General features: G+C 75.0%; 24 protein-coding genes, 1 tRNA gene and 3 pseudogenes. 12 read left to right on the top strand and 16 right to left on the bottom strand.

The window, feature by feature from the left end; genetic code table 11:
- A partial coding sequence (locus ABD946_RS06350) for a hypothetical protein (protein WP_345280926.1) occupies nt 1-299 on the top strand: 299 nt, incomplete at its 5' end.
- 673 nt (nt 300-972) lie between these two features.
- Here the strand turns inward: ABD946_RS06350 and ABD946_RS06355 are convergent.
- The 4 genes and pseudogenes from ABD946_RS06355 to ABD946_RS06370 all read right to left on the bottom strand — a co-directional run.
- Nucleotides 973-1,909, bottom strand: a pseudogene (locus ABD946_RS06355) (GlxA family transcriptional regulator); the annotation flags it as partial.
- A gap of 271 nt (nt 1,910-2,180) precedes the next feature.
- Nucleotides 2,181-2,330 (bottom strand): hypothetical protein, encoded by a 150-nt coding sequence (locus ABD946_RS06360; protein ID WP_345280928.1) that lies wholly within the window; start codon nt 2,328-2,330, stop codon nt 2,181-2,183.
- Nucleotides 2,331-2,416: 86 nt separating this feature from the next.
- The gene (locus ABD946_RS06365) at nt 2,417-2,539 is read right to left on the bottom strand and encodes a hypothetical protein (RefSeq protein WP_345280930.1); all 123 of its coding nucleotides are present in this window, start codon (nt 2,537-2,539) and stop codon (nt 2,417-2,419) included.
- Between the two features lie 264 nt (nt 2,540-2,803).
- Nucleotides 2,804-3,337 carry a hypothetical protein gene (locus ABD946_RS06370; RefSeq protein ID WP_345280932.1) on the bottom strand — a complete coding sequence of 178 codons (534 nt, stop codon included), beginning with the start codon at nt 3,335-3,337 and terminating at the stop codon, nt 2,804-2,806.
- Nucleotides 3,338-3,489: 152 nt separating this feature from the next.
- On the opposite strand from ABD946_RS06370, the gene ABD946_RS06375 reads away from it, so the two are divergent.
- The 5 genes from ABD946_RS06375 (at nt 3,490) to ABD946_RS06395 (ending at nt 8,008) form a co-directional block, all read left to right on the top strand.
- Nucleotides 3,490-3,915, top strand: a complete 426-nt coding sequence (locus ABD946_RS06375; protein WP_345280934.1) for a hypothetical protein — start codon at nt 3,490-3,492, stop codon at nt 3,913-3,915.
- A gap of 89 nt (nt 3,916-4,004) precedes the next feature.
- A complete protein-coding gene (locus ABD946_RS06380) occupies nt 4,005-4,595 on the top strand; it encodes a DUF421 domain-containing protein (RefSeq protein WP_345280936.1) in 591 nt (196 codons plus the stop codon).
- 119 nt (nt 4,596-4,714) lie between these two features.
- Nucleotides 4,715-6,064 (top strand): FAD-dependent monooxygenase, encoded by a 1,350-nt coding sequence (locus tag ABD946_RS06385; protein ID WP_345280938.1) that lies wholly within the window; start codon nt 4,715-4,717, stop codon nt 6,062-6,064.
- 50 nt (nt 6,065-6,114) lie between these two features.
- Nucleotides 6,115-7,518 (top strand): acyl-CoA dehydrogenase family protein, encoded by a 1,404-nt coding sequence (locus ABD946_RS06390; protein WP_345280940.1) that lies wholly within the window; start codon nt 6,115-6,117, stop codon nt 7,516-7,518.
- Nucleotides 7,519-7,528: 10 nt separating this feature from the next.
- Nucleotides 7,529-8,008, top strand: a complete 480-nt coding sequence (locus ABD946_RS06395) for an acyl-CoA dehydrogenase (RefSeq protein WP_345280970.1) — start codon at nt 7,529-7,531, stop codon at nt 8,006-8,008.
- A gap of 138 nt (nt 8,009-8,146) precedes the next feature.
- Here the strand turns inward: ABD946_RS06395 and ABD946_RS06400 are convergent, their stop codons facing one another.
- On the bottom strand, nt 8,147-8,428 hold the full coding sequence (locus ABD946_RS06400; RefSeq protein WP_345280942.1) for a hypothetical protein: 282 nt from the start codon (nt 8,426-8,428) through the stop codon (nt 8,147-8,149).
- An 86-nt stretch (nt 8,429-8,514) separates the two neighbouring features.
- A complete protein-coding gene (locus tag ABD946_RS06405; protein WP_345280943.1) occupies nt 8,515-9,897 on the bottom strand; it encodes an NAD(P)/FAD-dependent oxidoreductase in 1,383 nt (460 codons plus the stop codon).
- Between the two features lie 436 nt (nt 9,898-10,333).
- Between ABD946_RS06405 and ABD946_RS06410 the strand changes: the two genes are divergently transcribed.
- The 3 genes and pseudogenes from ABD946_RS06410 to ABD946_RS06420 all read left to right on the top strand — a co-directional run bounded on the left by ABD946_RS06410 (nt 10,334) and on the right by ABD946_RS06420 (nt 12,901).
- Nucleotides 10,334-10,990 (top strand): hypothetical protein, encoded by a 657-nt coding sequence (locus ABD946_RS06410; RefSeq protein WP_345280945.1) that lies wholly within the window; start codon nt 10,334-10,336, stop codon nt 10,988-10,990.
- 227 nt (nt 10,991-11,217) lie between these two features.
- Nucleotides 11,218-12,123: pseudogene (locus tag ABD946_RS43300) on the top strand (winged helix-turn-helix domain-containing protein); the annotation flags it as partial.
- A 292-nt stretch (nt 12,124-12,415) separates the two neighbouring features.
- The gene (locus ABD946_RS06420; protein WP_345280948.1) at nt 12,416-12,901 is read left to right on the top strand and encodes an AfsR/SARP family transcriptional regulator; all 486 of its coding nucleotides are present in this window, start codon (nt 12,416-12,418) and stop codon (nt 12,899-12,901) included.
- Between the two features lie 77 nt (nt 12,902-12,978).
- On the opposite strand, the gene ABD946_RS06425 is transcribed toward ABD946_RS06420, so the two are convergent.
- A tRNA-Met gene (locus ABD946_RS06425) sits at nt 12,979-13,052 on the bottom strand.
- A 220-nt stretch (nt 13,053-13,272) separates the two neighbouring features.
- On the opposite strand from ABD946_RS06425, the gene ABD946_RS06430 reads away from it, so the two are divergent.
- Both ABD946_RS06430 and ABD946_RS06435 read left to right on the top strand, forming a co-directional pair.
- The gene (locus tag ABD946_RS06430; RefSeq protein ID WP_345280950.1) at nt 13,273-13,458 is read left to right on the top strand and encodes a hypothetical protein; all 186 of its coding nucleotides are present in this window, start codon (nt 13,273-13,275) and stop codon (nt 13,456-13,458) included.
- A 59-nt stretch (nt 13,459-13,517) separates the two neighbouring features.
- Complete coding sequence (locus tag ABD946_RS06435; protein ID WP_345280952.1) at nt 13,518-14,012, top strand: hypothetical protein; 495 nt, start codon at nt 13,518-13,520, stop codon at nt 14,010-14,012.
- 7 nt (nt 14,013-14,019) lie between these two features.
- Here ABD946_RS06435 and ABD946_RS06440 read toward each other — a convergent pair whose 3' ends face one another.
- The 3 genes from ABD946_RS06440 to ABD946_RS06450 all read right to left on the bottom strand — a co-directional run bounded on the left by ABD946_RS06440 (nt 14,020) and on the right by ABD946_RS06450 (nt 16,035).
- Nucleotides 14,020-14,970, bottom strand: a complete 951-nt coding sequence (locus tag ABD946_RS06440) for a cysteine peptidase family C39 domain-containing protein (protein WP_345280954.1) — start codon at nt 14,968-14,970, stop codon at nt 14,020-14,022.
- Between the two features lie 85 nt (nt 14,971-15,055).
- Complete coding sequence (locus tag ABD946_RS06445; protein ID WP_345280956.1) at nt 15,056-15,655, bottom strand: HAAS signaling domain-containing protein; 600 nt, start codon at nt 15,653-15,655, stop codon at nt 15,056-15,058.
- Nucleotides 15,652-16,035, bottom strand: coding sequence for a PadR family transcriptional regulator (locus ABD946_RS06450; RefSeq protein WP_345280958.1), 384 nt, complete (start codon nt 16,033-16,035; stop codon nt 15,652-15,654). The genes ABD946_RS06445 and ABD946_RS06450 overlap by 4 nt, the downstream gene beginning before the upstream one ends.
- 81 nt (nt 16,036-16,116) lie before the next feature.
- Here ABD946_RS06450 and ABD946_RS06455 point away from each other — a divergent pair, with 81 nt between their 5' ends.
- Nucleotides 16,117-16,656: a hypothetical protein gene (locus tag ABD946_RS06455; protein WP_345280960.1), complete on the top strand. Its 540-nt coding sequence runs from the start codon at nt 16,117-16,119 to the stop codon at nt 16,654-16,656.
- A gap of 9 nt (nt 16,657-16,665) precedes the next feature.
- On the opposite strand, the gene ABD946_RS06460 is transcribed toward ABD946_RS06455, so the two are convergent.
- The 6 genes and pseudogenes from ABD946_RS06460 to ABD946_RS06485 form a co-directional block, all read right to left on the bottom strand.
- Entirely contained in the window at nt 16,666-17,736 is a 1,071-nt protein-coding gene (locus ABD946_RS06460; RefSeq protein WP_345280962.1) for an NADase-type glycan-binding domain-containing protein, read from the bottom strand.
- The gene (locus ABD946_RS06465) at nt 17,733-18,308 is read right to left on the bottom strand and encodes a phage tail protein (RefSeq protein ID WP_345280964.1); all 576 of its coding nucleotides are present in this window, start codon (nt 18,306-18,308) and stop codon (nt 17,733-17,735) included. The genes ABD946_RS06460 and ABD946_RS06465 overlap by 4 nt, the downstream gene beginning before the upstream one ends.
- Nucleotides 18,305-20,282: pseudogene (locus ABD946_RS06470) on the bottom strand (putative baseplate assembly protein). Before ABD946_RS06470 ends, ABD946_RS06465 begins: the two are co-directional and overlap by 4 nt.
- Nucleotides 20,279-20,734 carry a GPW/gp25 family protein gene (locus ABD946_RS06475; protein ID WP_345280972.1) on the bottom strand — a complete coding sequence of 152 codons (456 nt, stop codon included), beginning with the start codon at nt 20,732-20,734 and terminating at the stop codon, nt 20,279-20,281. The pseudogene ABD946_RS06470 and the gene ABD946_RS06475 overlap by 4 nt, the downstream one beginning before the upstream one ends.
- A 2-nt stretch (nt 20,735-20,736) precedes the next feature.
- On the bottom strand, nt 20,737-21,018 hold the full coding sequence (locus ABD946_RS06480; RefSeq protein ID WP_345280965.1) for a PAAR domain-containing protein: 282 nt from the start codon (nt 21,016-21,018) through the stop codon (nt 20,737-20,739).
- Nucleotides 21,019-21,060: 42 nt separating this feature from the next.
- Nucleotides 21,061-22,743, bottom strand: a 1,683-nt coding sequence (locus ABD946_RS06485; RefSeq protein ID WP_345280968.1) for a VgrG-related protein, incomplete at its 5' end; no start/stop codon positions are given.

Raw genomic sequence — 22,743 nt, forward strand, 5'->3', positions numbered from 1 at the left:
GGCACTCCCTGTGCGCCGGACGCGCCGCCGCCCCGCTCCTCGTCCCGTTCCTCGTCCCCTGTTCCTCGCCCCCGTGCCCCCGCCCCTTCGCGCCTCAGGCCCGGGCGGCGGCCGCCAACGGCGAGGCCGGGTCGATCAGCGCCGACTCCACCTCGATCCTGCACGCCGTGACCGAGGCCACCACCTCCGTCGGCGCGGTGGCCAAGGAAGCCGGCCCGGTACGGCGGTTGCGGTCGTACTCCGTGATCAACTGGATCGCCTGGGCCACCGCGTCCCCCGCGATCAGCCCGGCCAGGTGAAGTGCCGAGGTCGATCCCGGCCGAAACCCGGCGGCGGTTCGCGTACTGCCGTCGAAGACCACCCGCTCCTCGGCGGCACGGCGCCGAAGCGGGCCAGCACCTCGTGGCCGGCCCAGTGCGTGTCGCCCGCACGCCGCGTCAGCAGACGCCGCGGCAGGATCAGCGAGCCCGAGCAGGACCGAGGTGGTCCAGGTGCTCCCCGCGTCCACTCCCGCACCCAGTCGAGCACCTTCGGTCCGTCAGGACGCCTCCGTACCGGCCCGCCCGGCACAGCAGCAGGGTCGGCGCGGTCACTCCGCCAAAACGCCGCGTCCGCCACCAACGCCAGACTGCCCTGGTCGCCGCGGACCGGTCGGCCGCCGCGGCCGTGAACACCACCTCCACGCCCGCATCCGGCCGAGCACTCGTACGGGCCCACGGCGTCCAGTGTGGTGAAGCGGTCGTAGAGCAGGATCGCGATCTTCATGTCTTTCCTCCGCTGTTCGTCATTCACTTCTCCTCACGAAACCGAGGCAGGCGCGCAGCGCTCGGCAGCGGAGCAGCTCGCGGCGAACTTGCGCGGTACTCCCCGGACGTCACCGCGGGGCATGCGGCGAGAGCCCCGGGCGCGTCGTCCTCCACCGTGCCGTGCCGCACGCCCGCGCCACCTCAGTTCGGCTCGGCGGCGACTTGCGCGGTACTCCCCCGGCGTCACCGCAGAGGGGTGCGGGCGAAGGGCGCGGCGCATCGCCTCCGTGGTGCCGTAGCCGGACGCCCGTGCGACCTCCTCGTGATCTCCCTCCCGTCCCTCCTCCAGCGCGCCGGGCCGCCTCCAGCCGGACGCCGTCCACGTAGCGGCCGGGCGTGACGCCGACCTCGGCCGTTGAAGGCGCGGGCGAAGTGACGCGGGCGACAGCGCGGCCCGGAGGGCTGAGCGCGGGACCGAGAGTCCTCGCGGGTCGTGCTCGGCGATCCACTGCTGGAGCTCGCGCGCAGCGGCTGCCGCTCCGCCAGTTGGGCGGAGAGCTGGACGGAGAACTGCGCCGTGGCGGCCGGCGCTGCGCAGGAACTACCATGTGCCGGCGATGGTCAGCGCGGCCTCCCTGCCGTGGTCCTCCTCGACCAGGGCCAGCGCCAGGTCGATCCCGGCCGTCACCCCGGCCTGAGTGGCGATCGGGCCGTCCCGGACGTGGATCGGTTCCGGGTCGACCTCGGTCTCGGGGAAGCGGCGGGCCAGCGCCTCGCAGTAGGCCCAGTGCGTGGTGGCCGGCGGCCGGCCAGCAGACCGGCCTCGGGCGAGCAGGAACGCGCCGGTGCAGACCGAGGCCACCCGCTCGGCCCCCGGCGGCCAGTTCGGCGATACGCCGCACCAGCACCGGGTCCGGCCGCTGCGTGCCCTGGCCACCGGGCACCACCAGGGTGTGCGGCGGGCCGACCTCCGCGAGGTCGTGGTCGGGCAGCAGCCGCAGCCCGCTGTCCGCCCGCACCGGCCCCCCACCGAGCGCGCGGCGGTGCTCACCCGGTACCCCGGGCGACACCCCGCCCGCCCCGGCGAACACCTCCAACGGCCCGGTGGCGTCCAGGCTCTGCAACGTCCTCGAAGAGACCACCAGCACACTGCGCTGCTCCATGCCCTCCACCCTCCCAGCGCCGACGCCGCGTCAGCAATGACGCACTTCCCACCTTTTCTGCCACCACCGCCGACGTCGGCACGGGAGCGGAGCCAGGACCGGCACCGCGCTCTCATCCGGGCGCCGCATCCGGAGTGCGGGGGCCCGCCCGCGACGGGTTTGCTGTCGGGAGACCGCTCCGACAAGCAAGGGACCTGTGCCATGACGGTGACCGCCGACCTCGACAAGCTCCTCGACAAGGCCTACGAGAACCTCACCCTCGAGGAGGTGCTCAACGCCCCCGGTCGCGGCCCTGGCCGGACTGACCGACGCCCACGGCACCGCCCTCGAAGCCCTGAAGATCAAGAACATCGGCGACCTCGGCCGCAACAAGTACATCCGCGCCGCCGTCGCCATGGCCGACCTCCAGGACCGCGCCCACTGACCCCACCGGCTCCGGTGGCCCCCACCCCCACCGGAGCCCCCTCCCTGTCCCTCGGTCAGCGGATCGACCGCAGCCGGTTCAGATCACGAGCGCTCATGCCCGAACAGCACGTTCGGCTGGTCGTACTTGAAGGGGTAGCCCGCGATGAGGGCGGCAGCGATGAACACGCCGTTCGTGACGTACGCGCCGCCCGCCCGCTCCATCACGTGCTTGACGCCGTAGCTGCTCGCGGTCGGGGTCTTGATCCCGCGTGACGTTCTCGCTCAGCCACGCGACGGTCTCTGCCACCGCACCGTCACCTCGGCGCATGGTCGGCAGAACGAGTTCCCCCGGGCCACGAGATACGACGTCCTGGTGGGCACGAACGCCCGCCTTGCGCTTGCGGTCCCCGGTCACGTTGAGCTCCCACTCGCGGGACATCCCACGCCGCTGCCGGTGCCGAAGAACGACCGAACTTGCCAACCCCGCGGTCATCGGCCCCGGTGAAGCACCGTCACGGGGTCAGGGTCCGGACGGATCCGGGGATCGCTTCCGAGGAACCGCTCGGCGGCCCGGATGGTGTTGGTCCGCTTCTGTTCCGGCGGGACGGTCCGGCTCGGGTCGCGGTCGATCGCTCCCTCGGTGATGGCGTGGAGCTCCTCCGGTCCGTCCAGCGGCACGTAGACGTGCCACAGGATCAGGTCCGCTCCTTCCAGGGGGTCGAGCCGGCCGTCGACGATCCGGGACGCCCAGCAGCGGGCCATCGCCCACAGGGCCTGGTCCGCGTCGGCAGGGACGGCGGTGGCGACACCGAGCTCCTCCAGAGTCCGTTCGAAGAGTGAGGCGGCCTCCAACTCCTCCGATCGCCCCAACCCCGCCAGCAGGCGCAGGGATTGGCAGTCCACGCCGTCGAGCAAGGCCGCGAGGCCTGCCTCGATCAGACGGTCGGCGCCGACCCGCCACCCGGCTGCCCGCTCGACAGCGAGCCACCACAGGCGGGTGGTCGCGTCCTCCGGCAGGGACATCGGTCCATCCCCTCAACCGGCAGCATGCCGCAGCGACCACCGGTGTGGCCAGGTGGTTTCCGCGGCGGTCCCCGGAGGCGTCCGGAGTGCCGGTAGGGTCGCCGACGGCTTCCCGAAGGGCGGGGACGGCTCCTGCGAGGACGGGGCGGATCGTGGCGTACCGGCTCAGCTTCTTCTGCCGCGCTGATGAGGAGCACGCGGACAGCGCGGTCAGCCTCCTGCTGGACGAGCTCCTGGCCACCGGTGGGCCGCTGTTCGGGGAGAGCTGCCCAGGCCTCGCCGACGGGGTCTCCGCGTTCCGCTTGGCGACGGCGGGGCCCGACGGCCGGCCGGTGGGTGACCTGCTGACCCTGGAGGTCCACGTGGGGGTGGCACGGATCGCCGAGTTCGTGATCGAGGCCTCGCCCGATGACGGGCACGGCGTCTGGGGCTGCGACCTGCTCGCCACGGTCACCCTCGTCGGGGACGCCCCGGACTGGCCACTGGTCGGCCGGATCGGGACGGCCCTGGAGCGGCTGTGGGAAGCGGTCCCGTGGGACGAGGCGTCGGGCTTCGAGGTCGCGGCGGGCCTGCCGTAGACGAGGGCCGCGTCGGCGCTGGGCCGACCGGGGACGGGTGGCGGCGCGGCGCGGCGGGCGGCCGCCGCACCGCGGTTAGCCTCGGGCGGATGTGGCAGGACTTGTTCGACGCGGGCGTCCCGTACGCCGAGAAGGCCGTCCGGACCGTGGTGGTCTACCTGGCGCTGCTGGTGCTGCTCCGGGTGGTCGGCAAGCGCGGGCTGGCGCAGCTGAACACCTTCGACCTGGTGGTCATGCTGCTGCTCTCCAACGTGGTGCAGAACGCCGTCATCGGGGACGACAACTCGCTCAGCGGCGGCCTGTTCGGCGCCGTCGTGCTGCTCTTCACCGATGCGGTGCTGGTGCGTCAGGCGGCGCGCTGGGACTGGTTCTCGCGGCTGTTCCAGGGGACCGAGACGGTGCTGGCGCGGGACGGGGCGTACGACCGCCGCATGATCCGCCGTCAGGGGCTGCGCCCGGCGGACCTGGACGTCGCGGTGCACCACCAGGGCGGTGACTCCATCGAGGAGGCCTCCCTGGTGGTGCTGGAGCCGGGCGGCACGCTGCTGGTCCGGCTGCGGCCCGGCGACCAGGTCGCCGACAAGGACGACGTGGCCGCCCTGCGCGCGCTGCTCGCGGACCTCCAGGCCCGCCTGCCGGAGTACCGACCCGCCAACGGCACTCCGCCCAGCGCACCCTGACACCGCGTCAGCGCCGCCCGTGCACCTCCGCGCGCCCCTCGGTCCCCCTTGATCACCCCCGGAGCCACAGGATGGAGTGGGGCACGGACGGGTGGCCCGACGAGCGGGGAGCGGCAGGCATGGACGAGACGAGCGCGGGAAGCCCGGCCTGGGGACAGGCCGTGGTGATCGGCGGCGGCTACGCCGGCCTGCTGGCGGCGCGGACCCTGGCCGACCACTTCGCCGAGGTCCTGGTGCTGGAGCGGGACGTGATGGACCGGGAGACCGGTGCGCATCCGAGCGCCCCGCAGGGGTACCACGCGCACGCGATGCTGGCCAAGGGCGCCGAGGTGCTGGAGGAGCTCTTCCCGGGTCTGCGTGCGGAGTTGGAGGCGCTCGGGGCGCCGGTCTTCGACTACGGAGAGCGGATCAGCTTCCTGCTGCCGACCGGCTACGCCACCCGGACCACCACCGGTGTGCGGGTGCAGTGCTTCACCCGGGACGAGCTGGAGCGGCGGATCCGCGGCCGGGTGCTCGACCTGCCGCCGGTCCGGCTGCTCGGCGGGGTCCGCGTCCAGGGCCTGGGCCGCGCCGCCGACGGCCGGATCGGGTCGGTCCGCTACCGGACCGCGGCCGGCGAGGAGTTGGAGGCCGATGCCGACCTGGTGGTGGACGCCTCCGGCCGCACCACCGCGATCGACGAGTGGCTGACCGGGGCCCGGCTGCCGGTCTCGGCGCGGAACACGGTCAAGGCGAAGATCACCTACACCACGATGGTCTTCGACCGCACCACGGAGCCACAGGAGTACGACCTCGCGTACCAGATGAGCTTCGCCCCCTCGGTGCGGCGCGGCGGCGCGATGCTGGCGGTGGAGAACGGCCGCTGGGTCTGCTCGCTGTTCGGCTTCGAGCAGCATCCGCCCACCGACCCGGACGGCTTCCTGGAGTACGCCCGCACCCTGGACAACCCGCGCCTGGCCGAGCACATCGCCCGCCGCAGCAGCCACGACGAGCTGCACCGCTACACCAACCCCGGCAGCACCTGGCGCCTGCACCACCGCAACCCCGGCTGGCCGGAGGGGCTGATCGCGATCGGCGACGCGCTCTGCGTCTTCAACCCGGTCTACGGCCAGGGGCTGACCGTCCCCGCCATCGAGACCGACATGCTGGGCTCGCTGCTGCGCCGTCGCCGGGCGGCGGGCACGGGCCTGGCGGGCCTGAGCCGGGACTACCTGCGCCGGGCGGCCGCGATCATCAAGGTGCCGTGGTCGCTCTCCACCACCTCGGACCTGATGTGGAGCGAGTCGGACCGGCCCCTGGCCGCCCGCTTCGCGCACTGGTTCAACCAGCAGGTGTTCGCACTCGCCCGGTACGACGCCGACGTCTGGACCCGCTTCGTCCGGGTGGCCAACATGACCGCCCCGTCCTCCCTGCTGATGCACCCCTCGGTCCTGACGAAGATCGCCCGACGGGCCGTCAGCGGACGGTGATCTCCCTCACACGGCCGTGACCGATCCGACGGTAGATCAATTCCCCACGTATGACCATGATCCCGCACAGCCGGTCCGCTCCCGTCCCGGAGCACGAGCACACGCAAACACCCGCGCACACGCACACGAACACGCACGACCACGCCCCCACCGCCGAGCTGACGCGGCTCCTCTTCGGCCCCGACCGCGACCGCGTCCACCGCCCCTGGCGCGACCTGGTGGCCGATCCCCGCATGCACCGCCGCCCGGAAGACCCCGCCTCCGAGCAACTCGCCGCCTCCTACCGTCGGTTGCGCGCCGTGAACGCGAGCGTGGACGCCGTCGCCCTGGCCGCCTCGCCCGAGCGGCTGGCGGCCATGCACGAGTGGACCGGCCCGGCCGACGGGGCGCTCACCGTGCTCTCCGGCATCCACTACAACCTCTTCCTGGGCAGCCTGCTCGACCACGACGCCTCCCCCAAGCGCCCGTTGGACGCGTACCTGCGGATGGAGCGGATCGGCACCTTCCTCTGCACCGAGCTCGGCCACGGCAACGACGCCGCCGCGCTGGAGACCACCGCCGACTATGACCGCACCGGCCGCACCTTCACGCTGCACACCCCCGCCCCGTCCGCCGCCAAGTTCATGCCCAACACGGGCCCGACCGGCGGCGCCAAGTCCGCCGTGGTCGCGGCCCGGCTCCGGGCCGACGGGCGCGACCACGGGGTCTTCCTCTTCCTCACCCCGCTCACCGACGAGACCGGCCATCCGCTGCCCGGCGTCACCGTGCACCCGCTGCCGCAGCGCCCCGGCAGCCCGGTGGACCACTGCCTGACCTCCTTCGACCGGGTGGTGCTCCCCTTCGAGGCCCTGCTCACCGGCGCGCACGGACGGCTCGCCGACGACGGCACGCTCGGCAGCGCCTTCGGCAGCAAGCGGAAACGTTTCCTGGCCGCGATCGGCCGGGTGACGGCCGGCAAGCTCTGCATGAGCGCCAGTGCGATCGGCGGTGCGCGGGCCGCGCTGGCCACCGCCGTCCGATACTCGCAGCACCGCCGGGTCAGCGGGGCCCGGCCGGACCGACGGGTGCCGCTCTGGGCCCACCGCACGCACCACGGCCCGCTGCTGGCCGGCCTGGCCACCGTCTACGCGATGACCGCCCTGCACCGCCGGACGCTGGCCGACTGGCTGGCCCACGACCCGGCCGACCCGGTCGCACGGGACGCCGCAGAACGGCAGGTGGCCGTCACCAAGGGCTGGAACACCTGGCGGGCACGCGAGTTGATCCTGGAGAGCCGCGAGCGCTGCGGCGCCCCAGGGCCTGCTCCCGGTGAACGGGCTCACCGCCCTGGCCGCCGACATCGAGGGCACCATCACCGCCGAGGGCGACAACCTCGCCCTCTGGGCCAAGGCCGCCGCCGAGCTGCTCCTCGCCGCCGACGGTGCGTCAGCGGCGGCCGCCCCGGCCGACGGTGACGGCGCCCCCGTGCACCGCGCGCTCCGCGACCCCGCCGGACGCCAAGCCCTCCTGGCCGCCGCCGGGCGCCACCACCTCGGCCGGGCCCGGGTACTGCTCCGCGAGGCCCCCGCCGGAGAGGCGATCGACCGGTGGAACGCCGCCGCCCCCGACTCGCTGGCCGCCGTCACCGCCAGGGCCGAGCACGCCGCCGGGGCCGCGCTGCTGGCCTGGGCCGAGGCCGCCACCGAGCCGACCGCGCGGAGCCTGCTGGCCGACCTGCACCGGCTGTTCACCCTGGATCGGATCGACCGCCACTCCACCGGCCTGCTGGCCACCGGCGCCCTGACCGCCCGTCAGGCCGCCGAACTCCCCGCCCTGCGCGAACGCTCCCTCAACCGGCTGGCCGGGCACGCCCTCCCCCTGGTGGACGCCTTCGACCTCCCCGAGCCGCTGCTCAGCCGCCTCCCGATCACCACCCCCGCCTACCAGGAGGCCTTCAGCGCCTGACCCCGCCACCGGGCGGCCCCGGAGGGCGAGGACCGCGAGCGGCGTGCCGCACCGAGCGGAGCGGGCCACACCGAGTGAGCGGCCACCCTGACCACCCCCGTGGGCCAGGGTGGCCCGCTCCTCCGGGCGGGCGGCTCGTCAGAGCGAGTCGCCAACCCAGTCCCACTTGCCCTGGTCGGACGGGCGCGGTTCGTAGTGCGCCCGGCCGCCGGGGCCGTGCGAGCCGAGCTCCGTCACCAGGGCCGCCCCCGCCGCCAGTTCGTCCTCGGCCGTACCGGTGACGTCCAGCAGCAGCCCGTCCAGCGGACCCCCGACCAGCTCGCGGTAGACGCGGCCGGGCAGCGGCCCCTGGTCGGGCGCCCCGTGGTCGGCGCCGTAGACCCGGCCCCGTAGCAACAGCTCCTCGTCGTGTTCGTCCATCCCGCCATCCTGCCGGTCCCCACCGACAGTTCCCCGCCCGTCGCCGCCGACGGTTCCCCGCCGGTCCCCCGCGACGGTCCCGGCGTTCAGGTGGCCGAGGTCCCCGGCTGCGCCGAGGTCCGCACCGCCGGCCTTGCGGCCGCCCGCGACGGACGCGGCCGCAGCACCTGGCCGAGCACCTTCCAGGCGAACAGCCGCTGCGGCGGCGCCTGGAGGTTGGCCACCCACAGGAACTCCCGGCCGGTGGCGGCGTCCTCGGCCGCGGCCCGGTGCAGCCGGCCCACGTACCGGTTGAGCAGCTTGACCCGCAGGGTGCGCCTGCCCTCCACGAACGGGTACCGCAGGTCGGCCCCCACCGACATGTCCCACGGCACGTCCGTGACCTGCGCCGCCCGGCGGAAGAACTCCTTCGCGGCGGCGGCCCCGCGCAGCCGGCCGAACGCCTCGCGCAGCGCCTCCGCCTGGCAGGCCGCCGCCGTCATGCCCTGGCCGTAGGTCGGGTTGAACTGGCAGATCGCGTCGCCGAAGACCAGGTAGCCCTCCGGCATCCGCTCGACCTTCTCGTAGCGCCGCCGGATGGAGACCGGAATGCGCATCAGCTTGGGCTCGGTGACCGGCTCCAGACGCTCGATCAGCCGGTGCAGCTCGGGCACGGCCAGCCGGGCGGCGAAGCCCAGGTAGCCCTCCGGGTCCACCGGCGGGTGGTCGCCGTTCATGCCGAACATGGTGACCAGCCAGCGGTCCCCCTCGGCGCTGAGCGCCACGCCGCCGCGCGGGACCGCCCCGGTGGCGCCGATCACGTACGCGTCGGCGTCGGCCTCGCCGGCCCGGCGCACGTACTCCCGGGAGACGTAGACCACCTTGGAGTCGATCCGCTCCTCCGGGGCCGGCTGGTAGCCGAGCGAGCGCAGCCAGGCCTCGCCCCGGTTGCTGCGGCCGGTCGAGTCGACGAACAGGTCGGCCGTCAGCTGCTCCGGCTCGGCGTTGACCTCCAGCACCCGTACCCCGGTGATCCGGCTCCGGGTCGGGTCGGCGACCGGCTCCAGCACCTCGCAGCGGTCGCGCACCTCCACACCGGGCAGCGCGGCCACCCGGGAGCGCAGGTAGCGCTCCAGCGCGGGCCGGCTGACCAGCAGACAGGGCAGGCCCGAGTGCGCCTGCTTCATCTCGTACCCGTCGTTGAACCAGCGCACGTCCGCCTGCGCGTCCCGGACCAGCGCCCCCTGGCCGACCAGGTCCTCACCGAGGCCGGGGAAGAGCTCCTCCAGCACCTGGAAGCCCTTGGCCAGCATTCCGTGCGCGTGCCCGCTCTGCGGAACCCCGCGCCGGGCGGCCGCCGTCTCCGGGAGCGCGTCCCGGTCCACCACGGTCACCCGCTCGTACGTCTCCGACAGCACCCGGGCCGCGAGCAGCCCGCCGATCCCAGCCCCTGCGACGACCGCGTGCCCGCCGCTCTTCCCACCCGTCATGCCGTCCTCCTCGTCGTGCGCTTGCCGGAACGAGCATGGCCCGAGCGACTTGACGACGAATTGCCGTCCGCTTGTCGCCTCGGCCGTCACAGCCGCACCGCCGCCGCCTCCCGGTCACCTCGCCCGGCCACCGCGAACGCTGCCGCTGCCGCTGCCGCCGCCGTCACCCCGTCGAGCCGCCCCGTACCCCGCCTGGTGGACCGTCAGACCGAACCGCCGCCGGGGCCACGGGGTTCTCCCCCACCTGGCGCAGCGACCGGTCACTTCATCACACCACCGGCCCCGGAGGCCGACAAGGGAGCGTGCACTTCCCGCCCGCGCGCCCCCGTGACAATGTCCGGTTCCCGTCACAGCACGTCAGAGGGTGCGACCGACCCCGGGGGGACGCCCGTGTGGAGGGGTGACCAACGCCCACTCACCTTTCGGGGGAAGCACCATGCGAGTCCGCCAGTTCTCCACCACCGCCACCACCGCCCTGCTGCTGGCCGCCACCGGCCTGGCCCTGACCGCCTGCGGGCCGCAGGGCGACGGAGGCTCGTCCGCAGCCGCGCCGGGCACCGCCAACACCGCCCTCGCCCCGAGCACCACCGCCACGCCCACCGCCACCACGCCCGGTTCGGCCGCCACCCCGGTGACGCACGGATCCACCGGCACCCCCACCGCCGGCCCGGCCAAGCCGAGCGCCACCAGGACCACCAAGCCCGGCGCCGCACCGTCCGCCGACTGCACCGCCAACGCCGCCCAGGTCGGCCGGGTGCTCCAGGCCGTCGAGGTCGGCTACTCCACCTCGGTCTGGATCAAGGCCCAGGAGACCGTCTTCCGCTGCGGCCCCGAGGTCCCCGGCGAGGGCTACTTCGAGGCCACCGGCCCGGTGAAGGTCTTCCAGCTGACCAACGAGGTCAAGAGCTCCGTGCTCCACGAGCTGAAGGCCAGGCAGCTCCCGCTCCAGGACTTCATGAAGCACCTCGACACCTGCCTGACCGACCGCAACTCCGTCCGTCTCCCGTACGGCTGCTACGGCAACCAGTTCGCCGTCACCCTCGAGAAGGGCTCCGGCAAGATCGACAAGATCGACGAGCTGTACCGCCCCTGAGTCCACCGCGTCCACCGCGTCCGGGTGCTCGTTCGACGGCGCACCAAGCCCGCCGCGCGCCGGATGCGCGCGCGATGTGCGCCTCTGGTGTGCGCGGTGGGCAGCTCCTACAGTGTCCGTGCCCAGGTGCGGGCGGCGACTGATGGTGTCTCATCGTGCAGGTGGGAGCGCTGCGGACTGTGCGCGGAACGAGCGAGGAGGGCCCGGCCCGGGCTCCGGCCCGACGGATGACCGGACAGGCGGACGGGCAGGCAGGCGGTCAGGCGGACGGACGGGCGGACGGACGGGCCGGCGAACGAGCCGACGGACAGGCGGACCGAGGGCAGGACCGGCCGCCCGTCCTGCTCCGGGAGCGGCTCCTCGACCGGCTGCTCCCGAGGCCGGCCGACGCGGGCCGGAGCCCGCTCGCCCTGCTGGTCGCCCCGGCCGGGTTCGGCAAGTCGACCCTGCTGGCCCAGGCCGCGGACCGGGCCGGGCCGGGCACCCGCGTGGTCCGCTGGCAGCCCTGCCGGGGCACCACCGGCACGGACTCGCTGCTCAGCGCGCTCGGCCGCCAACTCCCGGAGTCCGGCGGCACGGTGGAGGGCTTCCTGCGCGCCTGCGGCGGCCGTGGCCGGCCCGTCCTGCTGCTGGTCGACGACCTGCACCAGGTGCACGGCACCCCGGCCGAGGCCGCAGTCGAGGAGCTGGCCCTGCTCGCCCCGCCCGGCCTGCGGGTGGTGGCGGCGGGACGGCGCCGCCCCCTGATCAACCTGACCCGCCGTGAACTCGCCGGCACCACCGTGCTCGGCCCCGCCGAGCTCCGCTTCGGCCCCGCCGAGACGGCCCGGCTGCACGTCGCCACCGAGCACGGACCGGCGGCCGCGGCGGACGGTCACACGACCGCCCCGGACGAGCTCGCGGCCGGCTGGCCCGCCGCCCTCCTCCTGCTCGGCGGCGCCCCCCGCCCGGGGCCGCTCGCCCGGGCCTACCTGGACCGCGAGGTGCTGGCCCCGCTGCCGGCCGCACTGCGCAGCTTCCTGGCCCAGGTCTCCGCCCTCCCGGTGCTCACCCCCGAGCGCTGCGACGCCGTCACCGGCCGCACCGACAGCGACTGGCTGCTGGCCGAACTCACGGAGGACCGCGCCCTGTTGACCCCCGACGGCCGCTGGGTGGCACCCCTGCTCCGGCTCCACCTCCAGGGACACCTCGCTCCCGCCCCCACCGCCCCCACCCTCCCCGCCACCACCCTGCGCTGCTTCGGCGGCTTCCAACTCGGCCGCGACGGGCGGCTGTTGGACTGGGGCCTGACCAGGCCCCGGGCGCGCGCCCTGCTCCGGATACTGGCCATCCAGCCCAACCGGCCGGTGCACCGCGAGATCCTGATGGAGTCCCCTCTGGCCCGGCCGCCCGCCGGCCGCGGCGGGCCGCTCGCTCCAGGTCGCGGTGTCCTCGCTCCGCGCCCTGCTGGAGCCCGGCGCCGCGCGCGGCACGCCGCAGCTCCTGCAGCGCCTCGGCGAGGCCTACCAGCTCCGGGTGCCCGACCAGTGGTCGTGCGACGTACGGCAGTTCGACCAGGCGGTGGCCCAGGGCGGCCGGGCCGGCCTGCGCCGGGCCCTCAGCACCTACACCGGCGACCTGCTCCCCGAGGACGGCCCCGCCGAGTGGGTGGTCGAGCGCCGGGAGCACTACCGCCGCGAGGCCGCCGAGGCCGCGCTCGCCCTCACCCGGCTCGAACTCCTCGACGGCGCCCCGGCCGCCGCAGCCCAGACCGCCGCCCGCAGCCTGGAGATCGACCCGTTCCGCGAGGAGGCCTGGCAGTTGCTCATCACCGCCCACCGCCGCAACGGCGACCCCGCAGCCGCGGCCCGGTCCCGCCTGGGCCACGCCCGTATGCTCCACTCCCTGGGGCTCCCCCCGGCCACCCCTTGAGGAACGTGAGGAACGCGAGGAAACGGAAGGAGCCCGGATTCGGCACGCGCTGCGTGCCGAATCCGGGCTCCTCTTCGTAGCGGGGACAGGATTTGAACCTGCGACCTCTGGGTTATGAGCCCAGCGAGCTACCGAGCTGCTCCACCCCGCGTCGGTGAACACGACACTACGCCATGACCCGGCCAACACGAAATCGATAACCCGATCGCCGACGAACGGTATCCAGCCGTGACCTCGGACGGGGCCCGATGTCCGGTTTGCACCTTGTGAAGCTGCTGTAATGACTTGGTGCCCACCGAGTGTTCACGCACTGCGGCCCTCACCGGCACCACCCGCACCAGCCCCTACACCCTCCGAGGCAGGATCGACCCATGGCACTGGGAGTCGTGGCCCTCGCGGGCGTCGTCCTGCTGATCGTGCTGGTGGTCGGCGCGGCCTTCACCGCCCTCGCCTCCGGCCCACCGCTCGGCCGGCTCCTGCGCGGGTTCGGGCTGGCACTGGTCCTGATCCTCGGCGCGGTGGCGGTCATCCTCCTCCCGCCGCTGTTCAAGCGCTGAGCAGCCGTGGGCCTCGCGTTCCGTCCCCTCGAAGTCCCAGCCGCGAAAGGTGGCCGACGATGCGTGTCCGCACGGTGCTCCTGCCCGTCTTCGGCGTCTGCTCGGCCGTCGTGACGGCCTGTGCGGTGGCCGCCTGCTACGCCTGGACCACCTGGCTCGCCCCCGGCGGGGACCAGGCCCTCGCAGACGCCCGGGACAGGGCGCTCGCCGTGTCCCAGGGCGCCGCCGCCCGGATGAGCGAGAGCTACCTCCCGTCCCGCTCGGAGCAGGACGCGGCATGGGCCGCCACCGCCGCCGAGGGCTACGGCCGAGCCCACGGCACCGGTGTGGAGGCCGAGATCCGTCCGGGCGCGATCCGGCTGACGGTCGACGCCGTCGGCCACGCCCGCTTCGGCATCGGCGCCCCGGACGAGGCCCGCGTACGGGCCTGCTTCGACTGGATCCTCCCGACCGACGACGCGTCGGCGCGGATCGAGGACGTGCCCTGCGCCCTGCCGGGCGGATCCGACCTCGTCGCCATCGTCCCGGCCCGGCACCTCCCGCCGACCGGCTGAGCGTCCGTCAGGCCGCCGCCCCGTCCGCGAGGGCGGCCTCCAGGGCCCGCCGCAGGCGCGCGTAGCCGGGCGCCAGACGGCGCAGCCCGGCGGCGAGGGCCGCGTCGTCCCCCGTGACCACCGGGTACTGGAGGCCGCCGAGGGCGCGGGCCTGCCCGGCCGCCTCGGCGGCCGCCTCGGCCAGCCCGAGCAGGGCCAGGCAGGAGGCCGCGTCGGCCAGCCGCCGCGCGGCGACCCGGACGCCGAAGTGCTGCAGCAGGTCCCGCACGCCCGGCGCGAGCCCGGCCTCCACCTGCCGCGCCAGCGCCTCCAGCGCCGCCTCCCCGCCGAGTGAGCCGGGCGGCATCCGCAGCTCCTGACGGCCCGCCAGCCACCGCACCGCACCCGGCAGCGAGGCCCGCAGGGCCTCCTCGGTGCCGACCTCCCGCTCCCGCACGAAGCCGCTGCGCAGCACGTACGGCTCGGCCGTGTAGGCGACCGAATCCCCCGCCCAGGCGGCCGTGAAGGCGTCGAGCGGCATGGTCGCGTACGGGTGCCCGTGCGGGTCGTGGAGCAGCACGGTGCCGTCCTCCCCCACCTCCAGGACCACCACGTAGTGGTCGCCGCCGTCGGCGTTCGGCGTGCCGGGCTGGTACAGGAGCAGGCCCATGTCCACCGGCCCGGCGAGCACCGGTCCGCCTTCGGCGCAGGCGCGCCGCAGCCGTTCGACCGCCTGCTCGGCCGTCCCTCCGGCGGTGCGCTCGCACCGCCAGCCGAGCAGGTCGACCGCCGCGTCCAGGCCGAGCTCCGGGTCCCAGCCGTACGGGCTGAAGAAGGGCAGCTCCCCGGCGATGAGTTCGGCGCCGAACGCCGAGCCGGTCAGGGTCTCCAGCACGGTGGTGGACGGGGCGGCGGGCCCGAGCAGCATCGCGAGGGAGTTGGTGTAGCAGTAGGGGCCTGAGCCGGTGTAGCCGAACATGCGGTGGTCCTCTTCCGTTTCCTCTGGGGCCGACGGGCTCAGCCAACGGCCTCACACGGTGTCAGGGTCAAGCCCCGCCGGGGACTCAGGCAGCGGCGGCCCGCACCCGGGCGGCGGAGCGGGCCAGCAGGGCCACGGCGAGCACGGTCGGGGCGAAGCCCACCACGCAGGCCGCCAGCACGGCCGCCGGGGTCAGGCCCATGGCCGTGGTCAGGGCGATCGCGACGCCGGCCAGCGGCACGACCACCAGGGGGCTGAGCAGCAGCAGGGCGGCCAGGCGCTTCTCGCGCGCGGACCACTGCGGGGCCCGGGCGACCCGTACGGCCGCGACGATCGCGGCGATCAGGGCGAGGCCCGGACCGACGCCCGGGACGAGGAGCAGCGGGAGGACCAGGCCGGCCGTCAGCAGCGTGACGGTGGTCCGCCGCCCGCCCTCCGCGACGGGCCGGGCCTGGCCCTCCTCGGCCAGCGCCGCGTCGGCGATCTGCCGGGGAGTGCCGAGCCGCTCCAGCACCTGCCGGGCCGCCGCCTCGTCCCCCTCCGACGCCTCGGCGAGGGCCACCTCGACGTGCTCGCGCAGGTCGGCGAGGAGCTCGCGCCGACGCTCGGCGGGCAGGGTGGCGGTCAACCGGGCGACGGCGTCGAGGTGTTCGCGGACCAGGGGGTGGTCGATGGGGTTGTTCACGGCTTCTCTCCCGGGGTGAGGACGTGGTCGACGGCTTCGCGGAAGGCGGGCCACAGCGTGGTGAACTCCTCCAGCGCCGCGCGGCCGGCCTCGGTCAGCGTGTAGTAGCGGCGGGACGGTCCGCTGGCGGAGTCCCGCAGGAAGGTGTCGGCGAGCCCGGCCCGGCGCAGCCGGGAGAGCAGGGGGTAGATGGTCCCCTGACTGGTCGCCAGCGTCGGGAAGCGTTCGAGCTCCTGGAGCAGCTCGACCCCGTAGCGCGGGGCGTCGCGCAGCAGTGCCAGGACGCAGTACTCCAACACGCCCTTGCGCAGCTGAGTGGCGACCGCCCCGTCCGACGGGTCGGCGCCACCTCCGCCCGTGTGTGTGTTGCCAGGTACCATGCGACGCAAGATAGCAGGCGGTGCAAGGCTCGGCGCAACAGCGAGGCGAAACCCGCTTGACCGGTGCCGCAGGATGGCAGGGTGATCAGCCGTGACCGCGCCCTCGAGATCCTCCGCGCCCACCTCGCCAAGAAGGAGAGCTGGCCCCACTCGGAGACCGCGCCCCCGTTCCACATCCAGCGCGTGAAGAAGATCCCCCACGCCGGCTGGCTGATCCACTACGACCGCTCCGACCTCGACCCGCACGCCGAGCCGCACGCCGTCGGCTGGAACGGCGGCCACCTCGTGGTCGACGGCGTGGACGGCAGCCTCCACTACGTCAACGCGGTCTGGTGGACCGACGAGGGCTGGACGGACGAGTACCTGATGCACGTCCACGGCCACCGCTCCCCCGACCGGCTCGCCGCCGCCGTCCGTGCCCTGGACGCCGCCGAGGGCGCGGTGGCCGCCCTGGCCCACCTCCGCAGGGTCGCGCCGCGGCTGCTCCTCCACCAGGCCCGCGCCTATCTCACCGCCGTCCGCGACGGATCCGAACCCCCGGACGAGCTCTACGAGTTGACCCGCCCACTCCCCCTCCCGACCCCGGCCCACATCGAAACCGTGGCCGGCCCGGCCGTCTGACGGCGGCACTCAGGGACGGCGGAAGAACTCCGCCTCGGCCAGGGCCACCCGGCGGCCCGGACCGGTGCCGTAGGCCCCGTCGACGGTGAGGCGCAGGCGCTGGACCCCGCTCACGGCGAGGCGGAACCTCTGCGGGCCCGGGGCGTCGGCGAGCTGCAGGGTGCGGGTGGTGACGCCTCCGCCGGGGGCGGTGAGGGTGACGGTCAGCGCCCGGGGGCGGGCCTGGGTGAGGAACTGTTCGGCGTTGGCGGACACGCCGCTGTGCAGCACGAGGTCCACCAGGCGGACCGGGGAAGGCAGTTCGACCTCCAGGTACTCGCCCCGGGCGTCCCCCTCCCCGGCCGGGGACCAGGAGCGGTCGTTGGTGCCGTCCACCGCCAGGGCGGCCTGGTGGCCGGGTTGTTCGGAGGAGGCCCGGACGGCGGTGGGGTGGATCTGCTGGGGATCCGCGATCCGGTCCCGGACCGCCTCGACCCCGGCCGACAGCTGCGCCCGGGCCAGGTAGCCACCGCCCAGCAGCAGCACCAGGACCAGCAGCGGCAGCACGAACCGGGGCCGCCGCCACACCCGCCGCCTCAGCCGCTCCCCCGCCGCCGGCGCCGCCCGCCCCGGGCGGCGCGGCCCGGACAGCCGTCGCCACCACGGTGGCCGCACCGCCACGGGGGCGTCCGTGAGGGAGGCCCCGCAGCGGCGGCAGAAGCGCCGGCTCGGCACGTTCCCGCTGCCGCACTGACCACAGATCAACTCGCCCGGGGCGGGCGGCTCCGGCGGCTCGACCGGTGGAGCCGCCGGCCCCGGGAGGGCGGGCACCGGCGCCCCCGGCTGGACGGGCCCGGCCGTCGGCGCCACCGCGGGGACGGCCGGAGGCACGGTCGGCCGGGGCGGCACCGCGTGCGCGGCCGGCACCGTCGGCGCCCTCGGCGTCGCGGGTGCCACCGGCGTCGCGGCTGCCACCGGTGCCGGCGCGGCAGTCGGCTCGGGCTGCCGCGGGCGGTCCTCCCAGGACAGGTACGCGCCGCAGGCCCCGCAGAAGTCCTCGCCCCACGCGGTCGGTGCCCCGCAGTTCTCACAGGTCGTCATGTGCTCCGCCCACTCCCGTCGTCGCCGGTCAGGACCTCGACCCGCGGCCGCAGGTGCGCCGGGCACTCGGCCCGGACCAGCTCCAGCACCGCCGCCGCGTCCACCGCCGCGGCGCCCTCCGGCAGCCGCAGCCGCACCACCAGCCGCCCCTCCGCCGTCCCCGGCAGGGCGCCTCCGGGTACGGCCGACCAGGCCGCCCCGCCGCTCTCCTCGATCTCCGGCCGCACCCCGAAGTGCAGCTCCACCCGGTCCGCCAGCCCCGCCGGGGTGCCGCGCAGGGCGTGCAGGCCGACCGCCCGCCGCACCGCCTCCCGCTGCCGCCGCGGCTCCGCCGGGAGGGCCGCGCCGACCCAGTGCGCCAGGCTCCGCACGAAGTCCGCCGGGGCCAGCGCGGGGTCGAAGTAGGCGGGCAGGTTGTCCAGGGTGGCGAACACCGGGGCGAGCACGCCGTCCAAGGCTTCCGTGAACCGGTGCAGGAACTCGTTCTCGCCGTACACGGCCGGGAGTTGACCGGCGATGGGGTGCGGCGTGCCCAGCCCGGACAGGGCGCCCCGCACCGCCCCGCCGCTCACGAGACGCGCACCTGGTGCTCGAAGGAGAAGACCAGCGCGTGCGGTGCCAGCGCCACCCGGTCCGCCGCCTCGCCGCGGCGCCTGGTCCGCGGATCGGCCGGGTACAGCCGTACCCGTTCCACCAGCTCCAGCCCCGGCAGCCGCTGCAGCACCGCGAACAGCTCCCCCGCCACCACCGGCCGGCCGAACGGCCAGCCCCCACCGCCCGGCCCGCCGGTCAACGGGTCCAGGTAGCGGTGGAGTTCGGCGGTCGCCAGCCGTTGCAGGACGCCGCGCGAATGGCCCGGCCGGGCCTGGACCTCGGCCACCACCGTCACGCCCTGGTAGTACGGCGGCTCGACCAGCAGCCGGGCGCCGAGCAGCCGCCGCGCGTCCAGGTGGGCCGTCACCCTCGCCAACAGGTCGTCCGAGCAGACCAGTTGGCCGAAGTCCAGCTGCCCGGTCCACGGATCGGCCTCGGCCCGGGGCACCAGCAGCACCCGCACCCCGCCCGCGTCCGGCCCCCGCTCCTCCCCCACGCAGCGCACCCGGCCGACCTCGGGAGCCGCCTCCCGGGCCAGCTGCTCGTAGTCCTCGGCCGTCACCGCCCTTCCCCTGGTGCGGAGTTCGAGCTGTCCGCGCTGCCGGGCGTCCGCCACCCGTTCGCCGTCGACGCCCCCCGTGGCGGCGGCCCGGTTCTCCACCCTGGCCAGGTAGGGCACCGAGCTGCGCAGCACGGTCAGGGTGCGGCGGGCCACGTTGCCCCGCCGTCCCCCGCCGGTGCGGTAGGCGCGCAGCCGGACGGGGGGCGCCCTTCGCCGGGACGGCGCCGTAACGGCGCAGGGTGCCGTCCGGTTCCCGTACCGCCGGGCCGAGCCGGACCTCTCCCGCGGCCCGGTCGAGGCGGAAGTGCGGGTCCTCGGGGCCGGAGTCGGTGAAGTGCTCGACCTCCCGCCACGGCGCGCCGGCCACCTCCAGCACCAGCGGCCCGCCGCCGGCGGCCACCGGCGGGCGGGCCACGGGGAAGCACTGGCCGGGCACGCCCTCGGCGGTGCCCAGCAGTTCGGCGGTGACCAGTTCGCCGTGCACGGCACTCGTGGTGCCGCCGACGGTGAAGGCCCGGGCCGTGACCAGCTCCGGGCTGGCGGAGTAGTCGGGGCGGCCGGACAGCGGCGGCAGCACCCGGCAGCGCAGCCAGCCGGCCCGCCGTCGGGCCTCCACCGAGGCGGTGTGGCCGCCGGGCACGTGGAGCTGCACGTCACCGCTCTGGTTCAGGCCGCCGGTGCTGTCGCCCTCCACCTCGCACTCCACCCACCCCTCGGCCGTCCAGGCCTCCCAGACCAGCGGTGGGTACAGCGGGTTGATGCCGTGGCCGCGCACCGGGAACTCCAGCCGGAGCACCACCAGGCAGTGCGGCACCGCCTGCGAGAGGCCGAAGGCCAGCACGTCGCCCGGCCGCGGCACCGGGGAGAAGCAGGCCGTGCCCCCGGCGCCGGCCAGTTCCACGTCACGGTCGGTCAGGCGCCCTTCCCCGCCGGCCCCGCGGACCTCGCCGACACCGCCGGCCGCGTCGGCCGCCCCGGTCGCGAGGTGGAGCAACGCGCAGGGCAGGATCACCAGTTCGCGGTCGGTGGAGAAGACCACCGGCTCGTCCTCGGTGGTCCGCTCGGTGGCCACCTCGGTGCCGGCCGGCACCACGACGGGCTGGTCCTGCGCGGCGGAGAGCCGGCAGGTCACCTCCGCCCGGGCGGCGGCCGGCGGGTGCAGCCGCAGGCCGATCAGGTCCAGGAAGGCCAGGTGGTTGCGGTCCGGCACCCGGTTGAGCCGGTACAGCAGCTGGTCGACCATGTGGGCGAAGGTCTCGATCAGGGTCACGCCCGGATCGGAGACGTTGTGGTCGGTCCACTCGGGGCAGTGCTGCTGAACCGCCCGCTTGGCCTCGTCCACCAGGTCCTGGAAGCGGCGGTCGTCCAGGTTCGGCCCGGGCAGGCTCACGGCTGCCCGCCCTCGTGCCCGGCTCCGTCGTGCTCGGCTTCGTGGAGGTCGGCGCCCTCGTGCTCGGGGATCACGTAGAACGGGAAGACCAGGTTGCGCGGGTCGTTGGTGCCGCGCACCGTGTACCGGATGTCGATGTAGAGCCTGCCGAGGTCCACGGTGTCGAACCCGACCGCCACGTCGGCCAGTTCGATCCTCGGCTCCCAGCGCTCCAAGGAGAGCCGCACCTCGTACGCGATCAGCCCGGCGGTGGCCGAGTCGGCCGGCGCGAAGACGTGGTCGTGGATGGCGCAGCCGAAGGCCGGGCGCATCGGCCGCTCCCCGGGGGCGGTGCCCAGGATCAGGTGGATGCTCTGCTCGATCTCGCGGTCGGCGCCGACCAGGGCGATCGAGCCGGTCCGGTCGGTGCGCACCGGGAACTCCCAACCGGCCCCGATGAACTGCCCGTTCACGCTCATCCGCCGATCAGCACGGTCATGCAGCCCACCAGCACCGGGGCCCCGCACCCCGCCAGGTCGCCCATCCGGACGGCCGGACGCCCGCCGATCAGCACGGTCGGGCAGCCCGGCGGCACCATGACGGTGGGCGGGTGCACGGCGGGCGGTGGGAAGGAGCAGACGTGCGGGGTGCCGACCACGGCGGCCGGCAGGCCGCCGATCAGCACGGTGGGCACGCCGGGCGGCCCGACCGCCCCGGGGTGTCCGGTCGGGTCCCCGACCCTCGCTGCTGGCGGCATCCGCGCTCTCCGTCCTTTCGCTTCCGCTGGGTTGACGTCCACTCAGTTGATCCGCACCAGGGCCGCCTGGATCGAGCAGCTCGCACCGCCCTTGATCTCGGTGCTCGCCCGCCCGTCGATGCCCACGGTGGCGCCCTGGAGGTCCACCTGACCGTTGCTCTGCAGCTTCAACGCCCCGGCGCCGCCGTCCACCTGGACACCCGAGCGGGCCGTCACCCGCACCGACCGGCCCGAGAGTTCGAGCTCGCCTCCGCCCGCGTCCAGGCTGATGCCCTTGCCCGTGACGGTCACCTTCTCCCGGGCCTCCACCGTGACGGTGCCGTCGCTGTGCACGGTGATCGCGGTCCGCTGCTGCTCCAGGTCGATCCGCAGCTTCCCGTCCCCCGACGCCAGCCGGACCCCGACCGGCCCGTTCTCGACGTCCAGCAGCTCCAGCCGCTGGCCCGAACGGGAGGCGAGGGAGCGGCGGTTGAGCCGGCCGCTGGTGGAGTCCACCAGCCCCGAGGCGTGCGCACCGGGGTGGTCCTGTCCGTTGTAGAGGCCGCCCAGCACGTACGGGTGGTCCAGCAGGCCCTGGCCGAAGGCGACCAGCACCTCGTCCCCCACCTCCGGGCCGAACACCCCGCCGCCACCCTTGCCGCCGAACTGCGCCGAGCGGGCCCAGTCGCTGACGTAGTCCTCGGAGAGCCAGGGGAAGGAGAGCTTCACCCGGCCCTGGTGCTCCGGGTCCCTGATGTCGGTGACGACCGCGTTGACCACGCCGTGGATCCGCTCGCGCCGCCGCGCGGGCTCCGGCCGGGTGCCGCCCCCGCCGACGGTCAGCCAGGTCTGGTACCCCACACCCGGATCGAAGACGTGCCGGGTCGCGGTGACCGTCCAGCGCCCCTCGAAGGGCTTGCCGACGTTGGTGAGCGCGATCGCCGATCCCGCCCGCAGCGCCGGGATGCCCATCGCCACCACCTCCAACTCCGCGAAGGAGGAGGCGACTTCCTCCGCCAGCGCGCGGGCAGCGGTGTCCGCCACCGCCCCGTTCCGGTACGGCACCCCGGTGACCGGCAGCACCGGCCGCCCGAACGGCTCGCCCGCCTTCGCCGGAGTCAGCCCGAGCGCGAAGCGGCCGGTCGACCCGGACGGCACCCGGGCCACCACCGCCTGCTTGGCCGGGACGCTCCAGCCGCGCAGCTCCACGTCGTGCACCTGGTCGGCGGAGGTGACCACCGCCTGGCAGCGCAGCAGGTTGCGCCCGAGCTCCAGCACGTACGGGCTGGCGCGCACGGGGGTGTCGGGGCTGGGTGCGGCCGCGGCCTCGGCCGGCCTGCGGAAGTCGAACCTCCCGTCCACCACCGCGAACTCGCAGCCGGACTCGGCAGCCAGCACGGTCAGGAACTCCCAGTCCGTGACGTTGCCCTGGGTGGTGTACGGCAGCACCGTGCGGGTGGCGTCGACCGTCCCGAGCACCAGCCCGGCCCTGCGCACCACGGTGCGGACGATGTCGGAGGCGGTCATCTCGCGGTAGCCCACCACCCGGCGGCCGCGGAACAGCCGGTGCGAGTGGTCCAACCCCCGCACCACCGTGAAGGTGCCGGTGTCGTCCAGGTCCACCTCCAGGGCCGTCACCTCCCCGGAGACCAGCAGCCGCCGCTCCGGCTCGTCGCCGGCCTTGGCGTACAGCTTCACGCCGCTGCCGATGGTGAGGCCCCCGCGCTCCAGCACGGTGTGGTTCGG

Source organism: Kitasatospora albolonga (assembly GCF_039535905.1).
GTDB classification, from domain to species: Bacteria; Actinomycetota; Actinomycetes; order Streptomycetales; family Streptomycetaceae; genus Kitasatospora; species Kitasatospora albolonga.

Bases quoted from the DNA above. Each gene is read 5' to 3' on its own strand.
- ABD946_RS06410 (WP_345280945.1), top strand. From the start codon at position 10,334: ATGCGAGTCCGCCAGTTCTCCACCACCGCCACCACCGCCCTGCTGCTG.
- ABD946_RS06435 (WP_345280952.1), top strand. From the start codon at position 13,518: ATGCGTGTCCGCACGGTGCTCCTGCCCGTCTTCGGCGTCTGCTCGGCC.
- ABD946_RS06390 (WP_345280940.1), top strand. From the start codon at position 6,115: ATGACCATGATCCCGCACAGCCGGTCCGCTCCCGTCCCGGAGCACGAG.
- ABD946_RS06460 (WP_345280962.1), bottom strand. From the start codon at position 17,736: ATGACGACCTGTGAGAACTGCGGGGCACCGACCGCGTGGGGCGAGGAC.
- ABD946_RS06405 (WP_345280943.1), bottom strand. From the start codon at position 9,897: ATGACGGGTGGGAAGAGCGGCGGGCACGCGGTCGTCGCAGGGGCTGGG.
- ABD946_RS06380 (WP_345280936.1), top strand. From the start codon at position 4,005: ATGTGGCAGGACTTGTTCGACGCGGGCGTCCCGTACGCCGAGAAGGCC.
- ABD946_RS06385 (WP_345280938.1), top strand. From the start codon at position 4,715: ATGGACGAGACGAGCGCGGGAAGCCCGGCCTGGGGACAGGCCGTGGTG.
- ABD946_RS06370 (WP_345280932.1), bottom strand. From the start codon at position 3,337: ATGTCCCTGCCGGAGGACGCGACCACCCGCCTGTGGTGGCTCGCTGTC.
- ABD946_RS06480 (WP_345280965.1), bottom strand. From the start codon at position 21,018: ATGCCGCCAGCAGCGAGGGTCGGGGACCCGACCGGACACCCCGGGGCG.
- ABD946_RS06400 (WP_345280942.1), bottom strand. From the start codon at position 8,428: ATGGACGAACACGACGAGGAGCTGTTGCTACGGGGCCGGGTCTACGGC.
- ABD946_RS06440 (WP_345280954.1), bottom strand. From the start codon at position 14,970: ATGTTCGGCTACACCGGCTCAGGCCCCTACTGCTACACCAACTCCCTC.
- ABD946_RS06430 (WP_345280950.1), top strand. From the start codon at position 13,273: ATGGCACTGGGAGTCGTGGCCCTCGCGGGCGTCGTCCTGCTGATCGTG.
- ABD946_RS06450 (WP_345280958.1), bottom strand. From the start codon at position 16,035: ATGGTACCTGGCAACACACACACGGGCGGAGGTGGCGCCGACCCGTCG.